Annotated in this window: 15 protein-coding genes and 9 tRNA genes; 22 read left to right on the top strand and 2 right to left on the bottom strand. The window is 46.1% G+C overall.

Features of this window, described 5'->3' with window-relative positions; translation table 11 throughout:
- Positions 1-7: 7 nt before the first annotated feature.
- The 8 genes from ACYVD3_RS23635 to ACYVD3_RS23670 all read left to right on the top strand — a co-directional run bounded on the left by ACYVD3_RS23635 (position 8) and on the right by ACYVD3_RS23670 (position 943).
- Positions 8-80, top strand: a tRNA-Asn gene (locus tag ACYVD3_RS23635).
- Between the two features lie 49 nt (positions 81-129).
- Positions 130-201 (top strand) — tRNA-Glu (locus ACYVD3_RS23640).
- 6 nt (positions 202-207) lie between these two features.
- A tRNA-Thr gene (locus tag ACYVD3_RS23645) sits at positions 208-280 on the top strand.
- A gap of 38 nt (positions 281-318) precedes the next feature.
- A tRNA-Ile gene (locus ACYVD3_RS23650) sits at positions 319-392 on the top strand.
- 29 nt (positions 393-421) lie between these two features.
- Positions 422-495, top strand: a tRNA-Asp gene (locus ACYVD3_RS23655).
- Positions 496-565: 70 nt separating this feature from the next.
- A tRNA-Val gene (locus tag ACYVD3_RS23660) sits at positions 566-638 on the top strand.
- A 116-nt stretch (positions 639-754) separates the two neighbouring features.
- Positions 755-840, top strand: a tRNA-Leu gene (locus ACYVD3_RS23665).
- A gap of 29 nt (positions 841-869) precedes the next feature.
- Positions 870-943 (top strand) — tRNA-Arg (locus ACYVD3_RS23670).
- Between the two features lie 301 nt (positions 944-1,244).
- Here ACYVD3_RS23670 and ACYVD3_RS23675 read toward each other — a convergent pair.
- Positions 1,245-1,418 carry a hypothetical protein gene (locus ACYVD3_RS23675; protein WP_460644964.1) on the bottom strand — a complete coding sequence of 58 codons (174 nt, stop codon included), beginning with the start codon at positions 1,416-1,418 and terminating at the stop codon, positions 1,245-1,247.
- 29 nt (positions 1,419-1,447) lie between these two features.
- Positions 1,448-1,684 carry a hypothetical protein gene (locus tag ACYVD3_RS23680; protein WP_024345630.1) on the bottom strand — a complete coding sequence of 79 codons (237 nt, stop codon included), beginning with the start codon at positions 1,682-1,684 and terminating at the stop codon, positions 1,448-1,450.
- Between the two features lie 859 nt (positions 1,685-2,543).
- Here ACYVD3_RS23680 and ACYVD3_RS23685 point away from each other — a divergent pair.
- The 14 genes from ACYVD3_RS23685 (at position 2,544) to ACYVD3_RS23750 (ending at position 18,410) form a co-directional block, all read left to right on the top strand.
- A tRNA-Arg gene (locus tag ACYVD3_RS23685) sits at positions 2,544-2,617 on the top strand.
- Positions 2,618-2,864: 247 nt separating this feature from the next.
- Positions 2,865-3,644 (top strand): serine hydrolase, encoded by a 780-nt coding sequence (locus ACYVD3_RS23690; RefSeq protein ID WP_460644965.1) that lies wholly within the window; start codon positions 2,865-2,867, stop codon positions 3,642-3,644.
- 18 nt (positions 3,645-3,662) lie between these two features.
- Positions 3,663-4,748 carry a dipeptide epimerase gene (locus ACYVD3_RS23695; protein ID WP_460644966.1) on the top strand — a complete coding sequence of 362 codons (1,086 nt, stop codon included), beginning with the start codon at positions 3,663-3,665 and terminating at the stop codon, positions 4,746-4,748.
- Positions 4,749-4,809: 61 nt separating this feature from the next.
- Positions 4,810-6,744, top strand: a complete 1,935-nt coding sequence (locus ACYVD3_RS23700; protein WP_460644967.1) for a peptide ABC transporter substrate-binding protein — start codon at positions 4,810-4,812, stop codon at positions 6,742-6,744.
- Between the two features lie 138 nt (positions 6,745-6,882).
- Positions 6,883-7,824, top strand: coding sequence for an ABC transporter permease (locus ACYVD3_RS23705; protein ID WP_460644968.1), 942 nt, complete (start codon positions 6,883-6,885; stop codon positions 7,822-7,824).
- On the top strand, positions 7,821-8,807 hold the full coding sequence (locus tag ACYVD3_RS23710) for an ABC transporter permease (RefSeq protein WP_460644969.1): 987 nt from the start codon (positions 7,821-7,823) through the stop codon (positions 8,805-8,807). The genes ACYVD3_RS23705 and ACYVD3_RS23710 overlap by 4 nt, the downstream gene beginning before the upstream one ends.
- Before the next feature lie 11 nt (positions 8,808-8,818).
- Positions 8,819-9,871 carry an ABC transporter ATP-binding protein gene (locus ACYVD3_RS23715; protein WP_460644970.1) on the top strand — a complete coding sequence of 351 codons (1,053 nt, stop codon included), beginning with the start codon at positions 8,819-8,821 and terminating at the stop codon, positions 9,869-9,871.
- Positions 9,871-10,803 carry an ATP-binding cassette domain-containing protein gene (locus ACYVD3_RS23720; protein ID WP_460644971.1) on the top strand — a complete coding sequence of 311 codons (933 nt, stop codon included), beginning with the start codon at positions 9,871-9,873 and terminating at the stop codon, positions 10,801-10,803. The genes ACYVD3_RS23715 and ACYVD3_RS23720 overlap by 1 nt, the downstream gene beginning before the upstream one ends.
- Positions 10,804-11,195: 392 nt before the next feature.
- Positions 11,196-12,104 (top strand): C40 family peptidase, encoded by a 909-nt coding sequence (locus ACYVD3_RS23725; RefSeq protein WP_460644972.1) that lies wholly within the window; start codon positions 11,196-11,198, stop codon positions 12,102-12,104.
- 110 nt (positions 12,105-12,214) lie between these two features.
- Positions 12,215-13,060 carry a serine hydrolase gene (locus ACYVD3_RS23730; RefSeq protein WP_460644973.1) on the top strand — a complete coding sequence of 282 codons (846 nt, stop codon included), beginning with the start codon at positions 12,215-12,217 and terminating at the stop codon, positions 13,058-13,060.
- A gap of 138 nt (positions 13,061-13,198) precedes the next feature.
- Entirely contained in the window at positions 13,199-14,383 is a 1,185-nt protein-coding gene (locus ACYVD3_RS23735; protein WP_460644974.1) for an ABC transporter substrate-binding protein, read from the top strand.
- 135 nt (positions 14,384-14,518) lie between these two features.
- Positions 14,519-16,231 (top strand): ABC transporter permease, encoded by a 1,713-nt coding sequence (locus ACYVD3_RS23740; RefSeq protein ID WP_460644975.1) that lies wholly within the window; start codon positions 14,519-14,521, stop codon positions 16,229-16,231.
- A 23-nt stretch (positions 16,232-16,254) separates the two neighbouring features.
- A complete protein-coding gene (locus ACYVD3_RS23745) occupies positions 16,255-17,331 on the top strand; it encodes an ABC transporter ATP-binding protein (protein ID WP_460644976.1) in 1,077 nt (358 codons plus the stop codon).
- A gap of 50 nt (positions 17,332-17,381) precedes the next feature.
- Positions 17,382-18,410: an ABC transporter substrate-binding protein gene (locus ACYVD3_RS23750; protein ID WP_460644977.1), complete on the top strand. Its 1,029-nt coding sequence runs from the start codon at positions 17,382-17,384 to the stop codon at positions 18,408-18,410.
- The last annotated feature ends 9 nt before the right edge of the window (positions 18,411-18,419 follow it).

Consider the following 18,419-nt stretch of genomic DNA (forward strand, 5'->3'; position numbering starts at 1 on the left):
TCAGTAATCCTCGATAGCTCAGTTGGTAGAGCAAACGGCTGTTAACCGTTGGGTCGTAGGTTCAAGTCCTACTCGGGGAGTTCGTGATACTCAAGAGAAGACTATGAGGAGAACGAAATATAAGTGTATGGCCCCATGGTCAAGCGGTTAAGACATCGCCCTTTCACGGCGGTAACACGAGTTCGAATCTCGTTGGGGTCATTTAATGCCGATGTGGCTCAATTGGCAGAGCAGCTGATTTGTAATCAGCAGGTTATCGGTTCGAGTCCGATCATCGGCTTTTAAAAAGTTTAATACATTTGCAGATTATAATGTTTAGGACCTTTAGCTCAGTTGGTTAGAGCAACCGGCTCATAACCGGTCGGTCCTGGGTTCGAGTCCCCGAAGGTCCACTGACACTGAACTAAATATTTGATAATCTGGCCTGGTGGCTCAGCTGGTTAGAGCGCCGCCCTGTCACGGCGGAGGTCGTGGGTTCGAATCCCATCCGGGTCGTTCTGTGCTTTAAAAGTACAGGCTTTACAAACCAGCAGGTAAGTTGTATAATACTTACCACATCGTATATGGGATCTTAGCTCAGCTGGGAGAGCATCTGCCTTACAAGCAGAGGGTCATAGGTTCGAGCCCTATAGGTCCCATTTCCATGAGAACGATACGAAATACGCTTTGCGAATTTCGCTCGTTGTCGCGGCAGTCGTCAACTGAACATGCAAGCATGTTCGCTTGGTTCATTGCTCGCGCAAATCATGAGAATGCCGGCGTGGCGGAACTGGCAGACGCACAGGACTTAAAATCCTGCGGGACTAATCTCCCGTACCGGTTCGATTCCGGTCGCCGGCATTTGCCTAATGAGGCAAATAAGTGAATATGTGTGTGTAGCTCAGCTGGATAGAGCACTTGGCTACGGACCAAGGTGTCGGGAGTTCGAATCTTCTCACGCACGTACAGAAAACCCTTATTTTATAAGGGTTTTCATAATTTAAGGCATCCTGTGAAAGGTGCCTTTTTCGTATTTGATTAACGTTTGATTAGCATTTTTATTTTGCCAGTACGGTTTAGCTCCCGTCTGTTCCCCTCAAAAAGTCTGGTATTTACCGGTTTTTTTATTTTTGGTGTGCATTGATTCAAAATGCCGGATAATTTTATATTTGAATATTGTTATGGGTGATGTAAGCAATCCAAATGTATTTCGTGGAGGATTGTATCAGGGTTACGTTTGCATTATGATGCCCGATGTATTGGCGTTATATATCGCTTTGGGACATATTCTTTTTAGATGAATCGGTAAAAGAAGTAATAGGGTCATCATCTGTTATTTTAACATCATCATTTACGGCATTCATCATATTTGCCATAGCAATTGCTTCTTCATGTGGAAACCCCAAATCTATCCATGCTTGTACTTCATCGTTTAACATTCTTTCTACCTCCAATACAGCGTCTTGGATTATCTGTGACTCACAATCATTGCAGCGATATATCCTAATCCGAAGATCACTCCCGCAACCAACCATGATAAGGCACATTTAATTATTGTCATCGTTGTCATTGCGGCGGTCAGCATCCCTGCGTCTGCTGCCGAAACACAAACCATAATAGGTTTAATGAATAGAGTCCAATATCCGATGTATACAGCTAAAATTATTCCTGCAAAAAATATTCCGATGGACAAATAGCTCCTCATAAATTCCCCTCCTTGTTTTGCCCCTGTTATATATTATTCATATTATGCCCAAGGGTAACATTATTATAATTAAGCTGTGTTTTCAATCTTGTCGTTTTTAATAGAAAAACAGTCTTCTTTAAGACTTCCTTTTTATTTCTCATATACCCTTTCCTTTGTAAATACAACCCGTTCATTATGAGTTGAGTTGTAAGGCCAGAAGGAGAGGATCGATGAGATAAGTTTCATTCTATTGTTATGAAAGCTATGTTCCCTTTCCGTATATGGTTGCATCCTATTCAAACCGTTTCAGCGTGAAGAGCGTTTCAACGGCACATATGCGCAGGTTACCGTGCCTCCCACCTCTGCTTAGTTGCCTCATTGCTTTGTCGTTTTCATTGCGTTTGGAAGGTCATTAATTAGCAAAATAGGATTTGTTAAGTGACGGTAAAAGATGTAGTATCTATATATGAATACCAGAAGGATAATACCAGAACAGGAATACCAAAACAGGAATACCAAAACAGAAATACCAAAACAGTAATGCCAAAACAGTAATGCCAAAACAGGAGCACTAAAACAGGAATATCAGAAGACGAGCATTAAAACAGTATTACCAAACTAAAAATATCAAACTAGAAACACCAAAACAGAAACACCAAAACAGAAACACCAAAACAGATATACTAAAACAGAAACACCAAAACAGAAACACCAAAACAGAAACACCAAAACAGAAACACCAAAACAGAAACACTAAAACAGATACACCAAAACAGGTCAGGAATGCAGAATTGGAATCATCTCAGACCAGGGAAGAATGAATTCACCACTTTACAAATTTAATAAAAGGGTGTATATTAACCATGTACTAAAAAATGCGCCGGTAGCTCAGTTGGATAGAGCGTCTGGCTACGGACCAGAAGGCCGCGAGTTCAAATCTTGTCCGGCGCATAAGAAGAACAGTTTTATTTTATTATAGAAAAAACTGTTCTTTTTTTTATCTGTTTGGAGAATTTCATCGGAAGACAGTATTTATATAAATTATAGCTTGATTTTTTTTCAGAATTTATTATACTAAAGTTAGGGCTTTATGGGCGTTAGAATCAGGTGCGATGAGGTAGCTGTAGACAATAGGTGCAGTGCCTCTTTTTTTATATCAGATTATTAAATTTGGCCGGCAGGGAGTTTATTCATATTCATGAAGGATGAAATAGTAGAGAAGCTGGAACGGCTTCCTGGGAAAATCAGCTTTTTATATGAGAATTTAGAGACAGGAGATGGGCTTGCCTATCACCAACAAGAGCCGATGATGGCGGCCAGCGTTATTAAGCTGTTTGTCATGGCGGCCGCATTTGAAAAGGAAAAAAAGGGAACCTTTCACATGGATGAAATGTTTGCTGTGAAAAAGGAGGACCGGGTTCCTTCCTGCGGTGCCCTTACCTATCTTCATGATGGAATCCTGGTGACGGGAATGGATCTGGTCACTTTAATGATCATTTTCAGTGACAATACGGCGACAAACGTTCTGATTGATATCCTTGGAATGGAGGAGATCAATGAAATAATCAGAGGGCTTGGGTTCCGGCAGACTCTTCTTCAGAGAAAAATGTATGATATGGAAAGGTCAAGCAGGGGGATCCAGAATTACATAACTGCGTATGAAACAGGCAGGCTTTTAAAAATGATGTATGACGGGATCCTTATAGACCGGCAGTCCAGTGAAACAATGATTTCCATTTTGAAGAATCAGCAGCTTTGCAGCAAGATTCCATTTTATCTGCAGGCTCTCCCGGAAAGTCCGGAGATCGCTCACAAGACGGGCGAAGATACTGGTATTACTCATGATGTGGGCATTGTTTATGGAAAGGAACCTTTTTTGGTTTGCTTCTGCGGAAATGAGACGGATACTCCGGCCTTTGAAAGGGTTATGGCTGAGATATCTCTGGATTTGTATGAGAAGACCAATAAAGGAATTTAGGAAACAGAGGGAAAGTAAATGAAGATTGTAAAGATAGAGACGGCAAAGGTCAGCATTCCTCTTGTGACACCGTTTAAAACAGCCCTTAGAACGGTTGACAGCGTAAATGATATTGTGGTGAGGATCACAACGGATGACGGTCAGACAGGGTTTGGTGAGGCACCTCCTACTGCAGTAATCACAGGGGACACTCAGGGTTCTATCCTCACTGCTATTCAGGAATTTATCGCTCCGGCCCTCATTGGCATGGAGATCGAGAATCTGGACGGGATCATGAGGAAGCTTCATGGCTGCATATTAAAGAATAGTTCAGCAAAGGCAGCGGTGGATATGGCTGTTTACGACCTTTTTGCAAAGTCCTGTAAGAAACCTTTGTACAAGGTTCTGGGAGGCGGACAGAGGGAGATTGAAACAGATCTGACCATCAGCGTCAATGATGTTGAGGAAATGGTCAGTGACAGCTTAAGGGCAGCTTCGCAAGGCTTTCGCATCCTGAAAATTAAGGTAGGGAAAGAGAGCAGGAAGGATGTGGAGCGGATCAAGGCCATTCGCCAGGCGGTGGGACCGGATATTAAGCTGCGCATTGATGCCAACCAGGGCTGGTCTGCCAAGGAAGCGGTCCGGATCATCAGGACGTTGGAGGATATGGGAATTGATATGGATCTGGTGGAGCAGCCGGTAAATGCCCATGACTTTGAAGGGATGAAGTTTGTGACCAGTCAGGTATATACTCCCATTCTGGCAGATGAGAGCGTTTTTTCATCTGAGGATGCCATACATATTATCAGGGAACGGGCGGCGGATCTCATTAATATTAAGCTTATGAAGACAGGGGGCATTTATGAAGCTCTGAAAATCTGTGCCATTGCGGAGAGCTTTGGGATGGAGTGTATGATCGGATGTATGCTGGAGAGCAAGATCGCGGTCAGCGCGGCGGCCCATCTGGCGGCAGGAAAGGGGATCATTACCCGGGCTGACTTAGATGGACCATCTCTTTGCAGGGAGGATCCTTATACTGGAGGACCTATTTTTGACGGACCTAAGATTTTTATGAATGAAGATCCTGGTATGGGAATTATTAAGGTTCCTGCATTTGGTGAGTGATAGGATGATAGGATACTAATCCCCTATGGGTTAGAAATATTAGAAAAATGGAGGAGAATTTATGAAGAAAAGAAGATTAATGGCTGCGATGCTATGCGCAGTTCTTGCTGCTTCCACGGCACTAAGCGGCTGTGGCGGGAAAAAGAACACAGGAGATGGTTCCCAGGCGGCAGGAAATGAAAGTGGGGCGGCGGAGAGCGGAAAGGCGGCTGTGTATACCAGATTATATGGCTCAGAGGTTACAACTTTAAATTATCTTGTTTCCGCATCAACAGAAGACCAAAGACCTGGGGCAAACTGCGTTGACACCTTAATTGAGTATGACAATAAGGGGCAGATTAAACCCGGACTTTCTACGGAATGGAGTTATGATGAAGCTTCTTTGACATGGACCTTTAAGTTACGTGAGGCCAAGTGGGTGGACAATACCGGGGCCGAGGTTGCAGACGTGACGGCCCAGGATTTTGTTGATGCCATGAAATATGAGCTGACCCCTGAGTATGAAAGTGCAAACGTACAGAACCTCTTTGGAGTCATAGCGAATGCGGAGAAATATTATAATGGATTGGCATATAAAGGCGGGGCAGATGAGGACGGGAAGGTCTGGGATCCTATTGATTTTTCAGAGGTAGGAGTAAAGGCAGTTGATGACCATACCCTTACTTATACTTTGGAGAAAGAAGTTCCATATTTTCTTTCCTCCCTGGCCTATGTAGTATATATGCCGGCTTATGGCCCGCAGCTTACGGAACTGGGAAAAGATTTTGGTACAGGTGCAGATAAGATGTATTACAACGGTGCTTTCTATCTGGAAGAGTTTTCTCCCCAGGAAAAACAGGTCTATAAGAAGAACTCTTTAAATTATGATGCAAATATAGTTTATCTCGATGAAATTCAGAGGATCTATAATGCAGAATACAATACCATTGGGCCTGAGATGGTAAAACGCGGAGAGGTTGATTATGCAGAAATCTCTTCTGATATCCTGGATGATTGGTTAAAAGGAGAGGATACTAAGAATTTGATCAGTCGTGAGCGGCCAAAGACCAGTTATTCTTATTTCTACTGCTTTAATTTTAACCCGCAGTTTGATGCTCAGTATGAGCCGGATAACTGGAAAAAAGCTGTAAATAATGAAAATTTCCGCAAGGCGTTGTTTGCAGGTTTAAATAAGACAAAAGAGGTATCTGTTCTGGAACCGGGTACTCCTGACGATTTTGTAATCAATTCTATTACACCTGCCAACTTTACATTTAATGCAGACGGGGTGGATTACACCACCATCGGCGATATGGCCTCCCTTGGACAGACCTTTGATGAGACAAAGGCAAAGGAATACCGCGACCTGGCAAAGGAGGAGCTTGGGGCTGAGGGGGTTACCTTCCCGGTAAAGGTGCTCATGCCTTATAATCCTTCTGAAATCAACTGGGATAAAGAATGCCAGGTAGTGGAGCAGCAGATGGAAAGTCTGCTTGGCACGGATTTCATTGATATCATTGTGGAGGCCGGCCCTGCGGATGGATTCTTAACGGAAGTGCGCCGAAACGGCAAGTTTGCATTGATGAAATGTAACTGGGGCGCTGATTATGCGGACCCGGAAACCTGGACCGACCCGTTCTACCAGTCAAAGGGTGAGGAGGGATATGACCTTGGATATAAATACGGAAATATTGCAAAGGCCATTGAAGAAGGAACCCCTTCCGCAGATGCAGCAGTGGAGTACTTTTCTCTGGTGGAGGCAGGCAAGGATATAAAGGTAGATATCAATGCCCGTTATGAGGCATTTGCCAAAGCGGAAGCCAGCCTGATCAACCATGCATTTGTTCTGCCCCTTAGTATTTCAGTGAGCAGATATGTAGCTGACAAGCTGGATGTATTTGAAGGCCAGTATGCGCCCTTTGGTGTATCAAACTTAAGATATAAGGGTCAGCATCTTCAGGACCATTACGTTTCCATGGATGAGTTTAAGGCCAAAAGGGAAGCAAACGAGAAATAAACGGCAGGTATATACGCCGGACCATTGGCTCTAAAGCCATGGTCCGGCGGAAAAATACCGTCTGAAAAGGATGTGCCGGAGGACACGTCTTCTTCCGAGAGTATTTTTAATAGAAAACACAAAGGAGCCGAGAAACTGATGTTAAAGTATTTAGGTAAAAGAATCGCTCGTTCATTTCTTACGCTGATCATCATTCTGACCGTGGTGTTCTGTTTGCTTCGTCTGATGCCAATTGAAGGATATTTCCAGAATTTTGACAAGATGACGCCTCAGCAGATCCAGGTGGGCTTAAAGGAGATGGGGCTTACGGATCCTCTTCCGGTCCAGGTGATCCATTTCTTTAAAGACCTTCTTCACGGGGATTTAGGCGTGTCCAGAATCTACCGTTCCAATGTTCCCGTATCTGATATTTTAGCGGACAAGGTCCCTGTTTCTGTGAAGCTGGGTGTCTGGTCCATGGCCGTATCTCTTCTTGTGGGACTTCCTTTGGGAGCCTTGATGGCACGGTATAAATACAGGTGGTTTGACAGGATCGGAACCTTGTTCATTGTTTGTATCCAGGCGGTTCCTGCAGCCGTTTATTTTCTCTATATCCAGCTTTATGGAACCAGGCTGGTGGGAGTTGGGCTGCTCTTCCAGATTGATGATCCCAAATACTGGATTCTTCCGGTTGTGTCCATGTCCCTTGGAAACATGGCCTTTTACGGTATGTGGCTGAGGCGGTATATGGTGGATGAAAGCAATAAGGATTATGTGAAGTTAGCCAAGGCAAAGGGGATGTCAGAAGGGGGAGTCATGTTCAAACATATCTTCCGCAATGCCTTTGTTCCTTTGGCTCAGTATATTCCCACCGCATTTTTAAATACAGTGATCGGCTCCATTTATATTGAATCCCTGTACAGCATCCCGGGAATGGGAGGGCTTCTTGTTGCGGTGATCAAAAAGCATGATAATACCATGGTCCAGGGCATTGTTCTGCTCTATGCCTGTGTAGGCGTTCTGGGACTTTTGATGGGTGATTTGCTGATGGTAATGCTGGATCCAAGAATCAGTCTGGGAAAGAAGGAAGGTGACAGATGATGAAACAGTTTTCTTACCGCCATACAAAGGAAGCGGAATTCATGGAAAATATGGAGGAAGCAGAGCTGTTTTCCTTTGCAGGCTTTAACCAGGAGGAAGCGGAGAAGACCGGGTACAGCAATTATTCCTACTGGTACAGTACCTTTCGCGCCTTTTTAAAGAACCGGGGGGCCTTTGTCCTTCTGGTGCTTTTGATCCTTCTTTTGGCATTTACTTTTTTGCAGCCTTATCTGCCGGGGCAGTATGATCCAAACATGATCATCAACGATGCAAAGGGGATGCAGTTTCGCAACAGTCCTCCTGGAAAAGAATTTATTCTGGGGACCAATTCCATTGGACAGGATTTATGGGCGAGGATCTGGGCGGGAACCAGGACTTCTCTGATCATTGGACTGTCTGTGGCTCTTGCGGAAGCGGTCATTGGTATAACCGTTGGAGTGATCTGGGGATATGTGAGAAAGGCAGATTTCATCCTTACGGAAATTTACAATATCATTGACAACATTCCCAATACCATTGTTTTGATCCTTATTTCTTATATATTAAAGCCCAGTGTGAAAACTCTGGTATTTGCCATGTGCCTGACCGGATGGATCCAGATGGCCAGGTTTATCAGGAACCAGATTCTCATTATCAGGGACAGGGATTATAATGTTGCCAGCCGTTGTCTGGGGACACCTGTCAGCAGGATCATTGTAAAGAATCTTCTTCCTTATCTGGTGTCAGTCATTATGCTTCGCATGGCACTTACCATTCCGGCTGCCATCGGCAACGAGGTATTTATTACTTACATCGGTTTGGGGCTTCCGGTAAATATTCCAAGCTTGGGCAATTTAATCAACGAAGGGCGGGCCTTAATCACCAGCCCGGCTTTGCGCTACCAACTGGTTTACCCAACGATCATTCTTTCCTTTGTTACCATATCGTTTTATATCATTGGCAATGCCTTTTCGGATGCCGCTGATCCCAAGAATCACGTATAAGGAGGGAAAGTATGAACCAGGAAAAGATTTTAGAGGTAAACGAGCTGGATATTAAATTTGAACTGAGGGGAAAAATACTTCATGCCATACGCGGGATTTCCCTGGATTTATATAAGGGAGAGATTCTGGCTATTGTAGGGGAATCGGGAAGCGGAAAGTCTGTTTTTACCAAATCCTTTATGGGACTTTTGGAGAGGAACGGGCACGTGGATGGTGGAAAGGCTGTTTATTACGGGGCTGATGACAGGAAGGCAGTGGAGCTGACCGCCGTAAAAAGGGAAAAGGACTGGCTGAGTATACGGGGCCATGAGATCGCAATGATCATGCAGGATCCCATGACCAGTTTAAATCCCTTAAAGACCATTGGGGTTCAGATCATGGAAGCCGTGCTGCTTCACCAGAATGTGGGACGTTGGGAGGCAAAGAAGCGGACCCTGAAATATTTGACAGATGTGGGGATCCAGGACCCTGAAAAAAGGTTTGACCAGTATCCTCACGAATTTTCCGGGGGTATGCGCCAGCGGGTGGTGATCGCCATTGCCATTGCCTGCAATCCTCAGGTTCTCATTTGTGACGAACCTACCACGGCTCTTGATGTGACCATACAGGCCCAGATCCTGGATCTTTTAAAGGAACTGCGGCATAAATACAGGCTTTCAGTGATCCTGATCACCCATGACTTAGGAGTGGTGGCCAACATCGCGGACCGGGTGGCTGTTATGTATGCAGGAGATATTGTGGAGATCGGCACCTGCGAAGATATTTTCTATGATGCAAGGCATCCTTATACCTGGGCATTGCTTTCCTCTCTGCCTCAGGTAGGATTAAAGGGGACGGATTTGTTTTCCATTCCGGGAACTCCTCCCAATCTTTATACAGAGATAAAAGGAGATGCTTTTGCCCCCCGTAATCCTCAGGCTCTTAAGATTGATTTTGTGAAGAGGCCTCCTTATTTTCAAGTATCCCCCACCCATAAGGCAAAGACCTGGCTGTTGGATCCCAGGGCGCCGAAAGCAGACCCGCCGCCTGTGGTCAGCAAAATCAGAAATGGAGGTCTGTTTTAATGGAACGTGAAGTGTTATTGGATGTAAGGGATTTGGATGTGACCTTTGGAGAGCGCAGAAAGAGATATGAAGCGGTGAAAAAGGTAAACTTTAAAATATACAAAGGTGAAACCTTTGGGCTGGTGGGGGAATCCGGATCAGGGAAAACCACCATTGGCCGGGCGGTCATGAGGATCGTGCCAAGTTCCGGAGGAGATATCCTTTATAAAGGGGAGAAGATCAACGGAAAGATACCGGTGGAACTGGACCGGAAGGTCATTAAGGAAATACAGATGATCTTTCAGGATCCTCAGGCGTCTTTAAATGAAAGGGCAAAGGTGGATTATATCATCAGTGAAGGGCTGATGAACATGGAAAAGGGATTAGGGGAGGAGGAACGGAAAAAACGGGTGGATCAGGCCCTTCTGGATGTGGGCCTTCTTCCGGAGTTTGCAAGCCGTTTTCCCCATGAGTTTTCCGGAGGCCAGAGGCAGCGGATCGGAATCGCCAGGTCTCTTATCATGAATCCGGATTTTATCATTGCCGATGAACCGATTTCTGCTTTGGATGTATCTGTCAGAGCCCAGGTTTTAAACCTCCTTGGAGATATGAAGAAAAAACGGCAGATCACTTATCTGTTTATTGCCCATGACCTATCTGTCATGCGGTTTATTACGGACAGGATCGCAGTCATCCGAAAGGGAGAGATCGTGGAAATGGCGGAAACGGAGGAGTTGATCACCCACGCCCTACACCCCTATACCAGGGCGCTGCTTTCGGCTATCCCCATGCCGGATCCAAAGCATGAGAAGGAGAAAAAGCTTCTGGTCTATGATCCTGACCTTCACGATTATTCCTGGGAGAAGCCTTCCTGGAGAGAGATAAGGCCGGAGCATTTTGTGCTGGCAAACAGGAAAGAAGCAGAAGAATATAAAAAACTGTACAGAGATTGATTAAGGAAAAACCGGAAGAAACCCTTATTTGCTATGGTTACTACAGATATTCCTGATCTTGAAGGATGCTTCGGAAAAATTATAATATGCTCCTCCTGGGGCAGGCGGCTTAAGGAATAAAAGCTGCCTGTCACAGGGCGGAGCGTATTTTTTATGGGATGAAAGAAATGACATGGGCGCAGGGAATTCTGTCTGTTATATTTTGAGGTATCATTGACATTCCTCATATCTGACCATATAATAATGAAAAATGCGGTACATATCAGTAGGGCTACAGGTAGTAGGTTACAGGTGTGCCCGGTTCCCCAGCGGATGCGGTACTTTAGAGGCGGACATTTCTGCCATAAAGTGCCGGATGGAATATAAAAGGAAGGACAGGAGGAGATAACAGGATGACGATGGAAGCTTACGGGATTGTAAAAATACCGGTTGCCACTATTTGGGAGGGACGGTCGGAGATAAAAGAGAACAGTCTTGGAGAAAGGGTGTCAACTATTTCTGATGAAGGGCTGTATGGGATGGGGCTTCTTATCACCGGGGAGGAAGCGGATGGATTTTATCCGGTTCGAACCTTTTACGGTTATTCCGGTTTTATCAGGAAAGAGGACATTAAAAGGGTGAGCCTTAATGAGCTGAAGAACTGGGAAGAGGGAGGGCTTATGGTCGCTGATGGAGTCTACGTGGATATCCTTTCCCTTCCCAAGGTTCAGGGGATAAGCCTTTTAAGCCTTTTCCGGGGTTCTCTTGTAAAGGTGCTTTTCTTTGATTCGGAAAAGGAGGGCTGGGCCAAGGTGGAACTTTTGGATGGTCGTGTGGGCTATATGAGAAACCAGAATTTAAGGCTAAAGGAATTTTCCCAGTCCGGATTGTGGACGGGAGAGCTTCCACAGAAGAAAATTGTGGATGAAGCCTCTTTCCGGAAGGCGGTAGTGGAGACGGCTAAGGAGTATTTAGGTACCCAGTACCGCTGGGGAGGAAGGTCCACCGCAGGAATCGACTGTTCCGGGCTGACCTCGGAAAGCTATCTGTTAAACGGGATACTGACCTACCGGGATGCCAGGATAGAACCGGGCTTTCCTGTACATGAGATTCCAAAGGATGAGATGCTTCCTGGGGATCTTATGTATTTTCCGGGACATATCGCCATGTACATGGGAAATGGAGCCTACATTCATTCCACGGGAAAGGTTGGCAGCGGCGGTGTGGTGATCAACAGCTTAAACCCGGAGGCAGAGGACTACCGGGCGGATCTGGCGGAAAGCTGGTATGGGTCGGGAAGTATTTTCGGCAATCCCCTATGAAGGCCTGCTCCAGGTTTGGGAGATATGGGTGTCAAAAATAACTGCGCTCCGGCGCTGAGCCTGTTTTCCAGGCTCGTTATTTAATAAGTTAAGAGAAAGGGTCGGATAACATGGATTCCAGACTTACATTAGAGAAACGAATTGAAGCGGAGATCATGAGCTATGACGGGAAAATGGGAATCTATCTGGATGATTTCCACGGAAATGTGATCGCCGTTCACGCAGATGAAACATTTGAAACGGCAAGCGCCATTAAGACTTATATTCTGGCATGTTTGTTTGATGAGGTGGAAAAAGGAAATAAAAGCCTTGAGGATATGATCGAATACAGGGAAGCGCATGTGGTGGATGGAAGCGGCGTCCTTGGGGCCCTGGAGCCGGGAGCAATGCTCCGGGTTAAGGATGCGGCCACTTTTATGATAATTGTAAGCGATAATATTGCAACCAATATGATCATTGATTATCTGGGGCTGGATACGATCAACCGGTGCATCAAAGCCCTTGGCTTCAAGGATACAGTGCTTTACAACCCCATTCATTTTGAAACCTACAGAAGGCTGGGAACCAGCACGCCAAGGGATTATGCCGGTTTTTTCACCCGCTTGGCAAAGGGGGAGCTTATCAGCCGTACGGCCGATGAAAAGATGCTGGAAATCTTTAAGAAACAGCATTATAACAGTATGATCACCAAGGATTTTCCACCGTTTTATATGGACAGCGATAATACGGATGACATTCTGATCACCGTTGCCTCTAAAAGCGGGAGTATGGATGCCTCCAGGAATGACGGCGGCCTTGTGTTTACCCCTTACGGGCCTTATGCCATCGTCATGTTCCACAAGGAATTTTCTGATGCCATGTATTATCCGGCCCATCCTGCCACCGTATTTGGGGCAAGGGTCAGCCGGATGATCCTGGATCAGTTTCTGGCATTGGAAGGAAGATTTTTAAAATAAAAGATGCAGTGTATAATTTTACTAAAAAAAATTGGGATAAGTTCAAGAATCACGACATTATTACTGGTTTTTCGGTATTTGCTCTGAGGTTTTTCTGCTATGATAAAATTACAGAAAAAGAACGGAGGGATATCTATTATGAAAAAAAGAACAGCATTTCTGCTGGCGCTTACAGCGGCGCTCAGCTTAACCGCATGCGGCTCCAAGCAGGAGGCCACAAAGGCGGAGACTGCAAAGGAGGCACAGACCACGGTTGCCGAGGCAACTACGGCAGCAGGAGAAGAGAAGAAGGAGTCAGGTGCAGACGGGGATTTATCTGCTTTAATTGAAGCGGCAAAGGCAGAAGGGGAATTAACCGTGTACGGCTCCTGTGAAGAGGAACATCTGGCGGCAGTCTGCCAGAATTTTGAAAAGACTTATGGCATTAAAACAAAGTTCCAGAGACTTTCCACCTCAGAGGTTTATACCAAGGTTTCCGAAGAAGCCGGGAAGCCTTCGGCAGATGTGTGGTTTGGGGGAACTACAGATCCTTATAATGAGGCGGTTGCCGCAGGGCTTTTAACGCCTTATGATGCGGTCAATGCCAAGAACCTTATAGGAGACCAGTATAAGGATCCTACCAATTGCTGGTACGGAATTTACAAGGGGATCCTGGGCTTCATGGTGAATACGGAAGAGTTAAAAAGACTTGGGCTGGAGGCTCCAAAGACCTGGGATGATCTGACAAAAGAAGAGTATAAGGGGCTAATCATGCTGTCCAACCCCAATACTGCAGGTACGGCAAAGCTGGTGATCAATACCATGATCCAGATGAAGGGACATGACGCTGCAATGGAATATTTCAATAAGCTGGACAAGAACATTGCACAGTATACAAAATCAGGTTCCGGCCCGTCCAAGATGGTTGGACCTGGGGAATGTGTCATTGGAATCGGTTTCCTTCATGACGGCATTTACCAGATCCTTCAGGGGTATGACAACATTCAGTTGATCGTTCCTGAGGATGGAACTTCCTTTGAAGTAGGAGCGACTGCGATCTTTAACGGCGCTGTCCATCCCAATGCAGCAAAGCTGTGGATCGAGTATGCCCTGTCACCGGAATGTGTGGACATTGCAAAAGAAAACGGCGCTTATCAGTTCCTGGTTTTAAAGAATGCCACACAGCCGGAAGAAGCTGAGCGGTTTGGCCTGGATATGAACAATACCATTGATTATGATTTTGCAGATGCAAAGGAAAACAGTGCAAAATATGTGGAAGATTTCTTTGGAGCCCTGGGAAGCTCTGCTGACAAAGCGGATGCCAGCCGTTTCCTGACACAGTAAGGAGACAGGGGCAGGAGATAAACGTCCGGTTGTATGGAGAAACATGCTGCGTAATGCGTAAGAGACCATTACGCAGCATTTTTTACTTAATGAGCGCCAGGACGCCTGCCTGGAATGACGAAAGGAGGATTTTTTATGGCCAGTTTGCAGAGCGCCCGGCTGGAGCGCAGAAAGTTTTTTTCAGATCCGGTTTTGGTCAGCATGATTGCTGTTCTGCTTATTTTTCTTGCACTGTTTATTCTTTATCCTCTGCTTATGCTGTTGGTAGACAGCTTTTATGCGGAGGGAACTGTCACTCTTGACGTGTTTAAAAGAGTCCTTAATCTGGAACGGTTCCGGAATGCTTTTAAAAATACCCTTGTTCTTGGATTTGTCACCGGCACCGCTTCTACGGCAATCGGACTGCTGTTCGCTTATGTTGAGGTGTATGTGAAGCTGAAAACCAGGGTTTTAGAAAAGCTTTTTGGCCTTGTCTCCATGCTTCCGGTGGTATCCCCGCCTTTTGTTTTATCTTTGTCCATGATCATGCTTTTTGGAAGGAGCGGCTTAATCAGCCGGTCCCTGCTTCACATATATGATTCCAATGTCTATGGGCTCAGGGGAATTGCCATTGTTCAGACTCTGACCTTTTTCCCGGTATGCTATTTAATGCTGAAGGGACTTTTAAAGAACATAGACCCTTCTTTGGAAGAGGCCACCAGGGATATGGGAGCGACCAGATGGAAGGTGTTTTCCAGCGTTACCTTTCCCCTTCTCCTGCCTGGACTTGGCAATGCCTTTCTGGTGACCTTTATTGAGTCTGTGGCGGATTTTGCAAATCCAATGCTGATCGGCGGGTCCTATGATACCCTTGCTACCACCATTTATTTACAGGTAACGGGAGCCTATGATTCCACAGGTGCGGCGGCCATGTCCGTGGTCCTGCTGCTCCTGACAGTGGTGCTGTTCCTCATCCAGAAATATTATCTGGAAAAAAAGACGGCAGCTACCTTAACAGGTAAGGCTTCCCGCATGAGAATGCTCATAGAGGATAAGAGCGTGACCGTTCCCCTGACTTGTATTTGCGGCCTGGTTGCAGCCTTTGTGCTGCTGATGTACATCATGGTTCCTTTTGGCGCCATGTTTACCCTTTGGGGAAGGGATTACAGCTTAAGTCTTAAGTGGTTTCAATATATGTTCAAGACCAGCGGTTTAAAGGCGTTTAAGGACTCCTTTGTTCTGTCCCTGATTGCTGCGCCTCTTACGGCTTTTCTCTCCATGGTGATTTCTTATCTTGTGGTTAAGAAGCGGTTTAAGGCAAAGGGTTTTATTGAGTTTGTTTCCATGCTGGCCATGGCTGTTCCCGGAACGGTTCTTGGTATTGGATATATCCGGGGATATGCAAACGGACTGTTCCGCTCCGGCATCATGAGCGGCCTGTATGGGACAGGGCTTATCCTGATCATCGTATTTATCGTCCGAAGCCTTCCTACGGGCACCAGAAGCGGAATATCTGCTCTGCGGCAGATCGACAAATCCATAGAGGAATCCGCTTATGACATGGGAGCCAATTCTGCCAAGGTATTCATGTCCGTGACCCTTCCTCTTATTAAGGATTCTTTTTTCAGCGGTCTGGTGACGGCGTTTGTGCGCAGCATCACTGCGATTTCCGCCATCATTCTGCTGGTGACGCCTGAATTTCTGCTGATCACCTGCCAGATCAATGAGCAGGCGGAAAAAGGAAATTACGGCGTGGCCTGCGCCTATGCCACCGTATTGATTTGTATAACCTATGGGGCGGTCCTCATTATGAACGCTTTGATGAAATTCTTCGGCGTCAGCAGGGCTGTAAAGGAAGTCCAGGACTAAAGTGATAACAGGAGGAAGAGAAAATGGATAAACAAAAAAAGGGCGTTCGGCTGGAGCGCATTTCAAAAATATATACAGATCCAAAAACAGGCAAGGAGTTTTATGCGGTTAAGGATACTTCCCTGGATATTGAGCCGGGAACCTTTGTCACTCTTTTGGGACCATCGGGCTGCGGAAAAACCACCACCCTACGCATGATTGCAGGTTTTGAAAGCCCTGACGAAGGGGAAATATATCTGGGAGGAGAGGCCATCAACCATCTGACACCCAATAAAAGGGATACGGCCATGGTGTTCCAAAGCTATGCCCTTCTGCCTCATTACAATGTGTTTGACAATGTGGCCTATGGACTTAAGATCCGGAAGGTCCCAAAGGAAGAGGTCAGGGAACGGGTTATGAACATATTAAAGCTGGTGGAAATGGAGGGAATGGAAACCCGCATGACGAACCAGCTTTCCGGCGGGCAGCAGCAGAGGGTGGCACTGGCAAGAGCCCTGGTTATTGAGCCGGGAGTTCTTCTTTTTGACGAGCCTCTGAGTAACCTGGATGCCAAGTTACGGGTAACTATGAGAACGGAGATCCGAAAGATTCAGCAGAAGGTGGGGATTACGGCCATCTATGTGACCCACGACCAGTCTGAGGCCATGAGCATTTCCGATAAGATCATCATTATGAGCAAGGGCAAGGTGGAGCAGATCGGAAGCCCCAGGGAGATCTATTATCATCCAGCCTCCAGATTTGTGGCGGATTTTATCGGTGAAGCCAATTTCTTAAAGGCAAGGGTTTTGTCGGAAGAAGGAGAAAAGGCTATGATTTCCGTGGCAGGCGGGGAGTTCCAGGTAAACAACTTTGCGGGGGCCCATACAGGGGATGAAGCAACTTTGGTGATCCGGCCGGAGGGAGCCATTCTGGCGGAGGAAGGCCTTTTAGAGGGCCTGGTCACCCTGTCCACCTTTATGGGTTCTTATCAGTACTATCAGGTTATGGTGGGGGATATGGAAATCCAGATTACGGATTATAACCCGGTCAACCGGAGAATTTATGAAGTGGGAGAAAAAGCTTGTCTGAATTTTGATCCAAAGGGTGTTTACATCCTGTAGCACTGTGTTAGAATCATATTAATAAGTTTGAAGGGCAGGGAGCAGGGATTATGAAAAGCCGGATGGGATATGCCGCGGCCCTTCTGTGCATAAGCTGTCTGGCAGGCTGCGTTGGCAGTTCCGGGACAGTGCCCGCAGAATTTCAGGGGGATGAGGAAATGGTGGTATACTGCCCTCATCCCCTGGAATTCATTAATCCCATTGTATCGGAATTTGAGGAGCAGACAGGGATTAAGGTGGAGGTATGTACAGGAGGCACTGGGGAACTGTTAAAAATGGTGGAAGACAGGAAAGAGCCCCAGTGTGATATCTTCTGGGGAGGTTCCCTTTCTACCACCATGGCAAAAAGTGAGCTGTTTGAGCCTTATATCAGCAAAAATGAGCCAATGATTCAGGAAGATTACAGGAATAAAGAAGGAAATCTGACCCGGTTTACGGATGTTCCCAGCATTCTCATGGTGAATACCAATCTGGCAGGAGATATTTCCATAGAGGGGTATGAAGACCTTCTTAAGCCGGAGCTTTTTGGAAAGATTGCCATGTGCGACCCTTCTACCTCATCTTCGGCCTTTGAACATCTGATCAACATGCTTTATGCCATGGGAGACGGAGATCCTCAGGCAGGCTGGGGGTATGTGGAAGCCTTTTGCAGAAACCTTGAGGGAAAGCTGCTTCAAAGCTCCTCGGATGTATATCAGGGAGTGGCTGAGGGGCGCTATACGGTGGGGCTCACCTTTGAAGAAGGGGCCGCCCATTACATTGGCTCCGGATATCCGGTCAAGGTGATATACATGAAGGAAGGAGTCATATCCAAACCGGATGTGGTATGCATCGTCAAGGGTTCCAAGAAACTGCCGGAGGCAAAGCAGTTTGTGGATTTTGTGACGGGAAAGGATGCCCAGACGGTCATCTCTGAAAGCCTTGGAAGGCGTTCTGTGAGGACAGATGTGAATGAACCGGAATATCTGCTGGATAAGCAGGCCATCCATATCATTTATGACGAGGAAGCTGTGGTAAAGGAGAGGAAGAAGGAGTGGCTGAATCGTTTTTCAGAGATTTTTCAGGACACCCTGGATTAGAATAGGGAG

The organism is Lacrimispora brassicae, assembly GCF_054772055.1.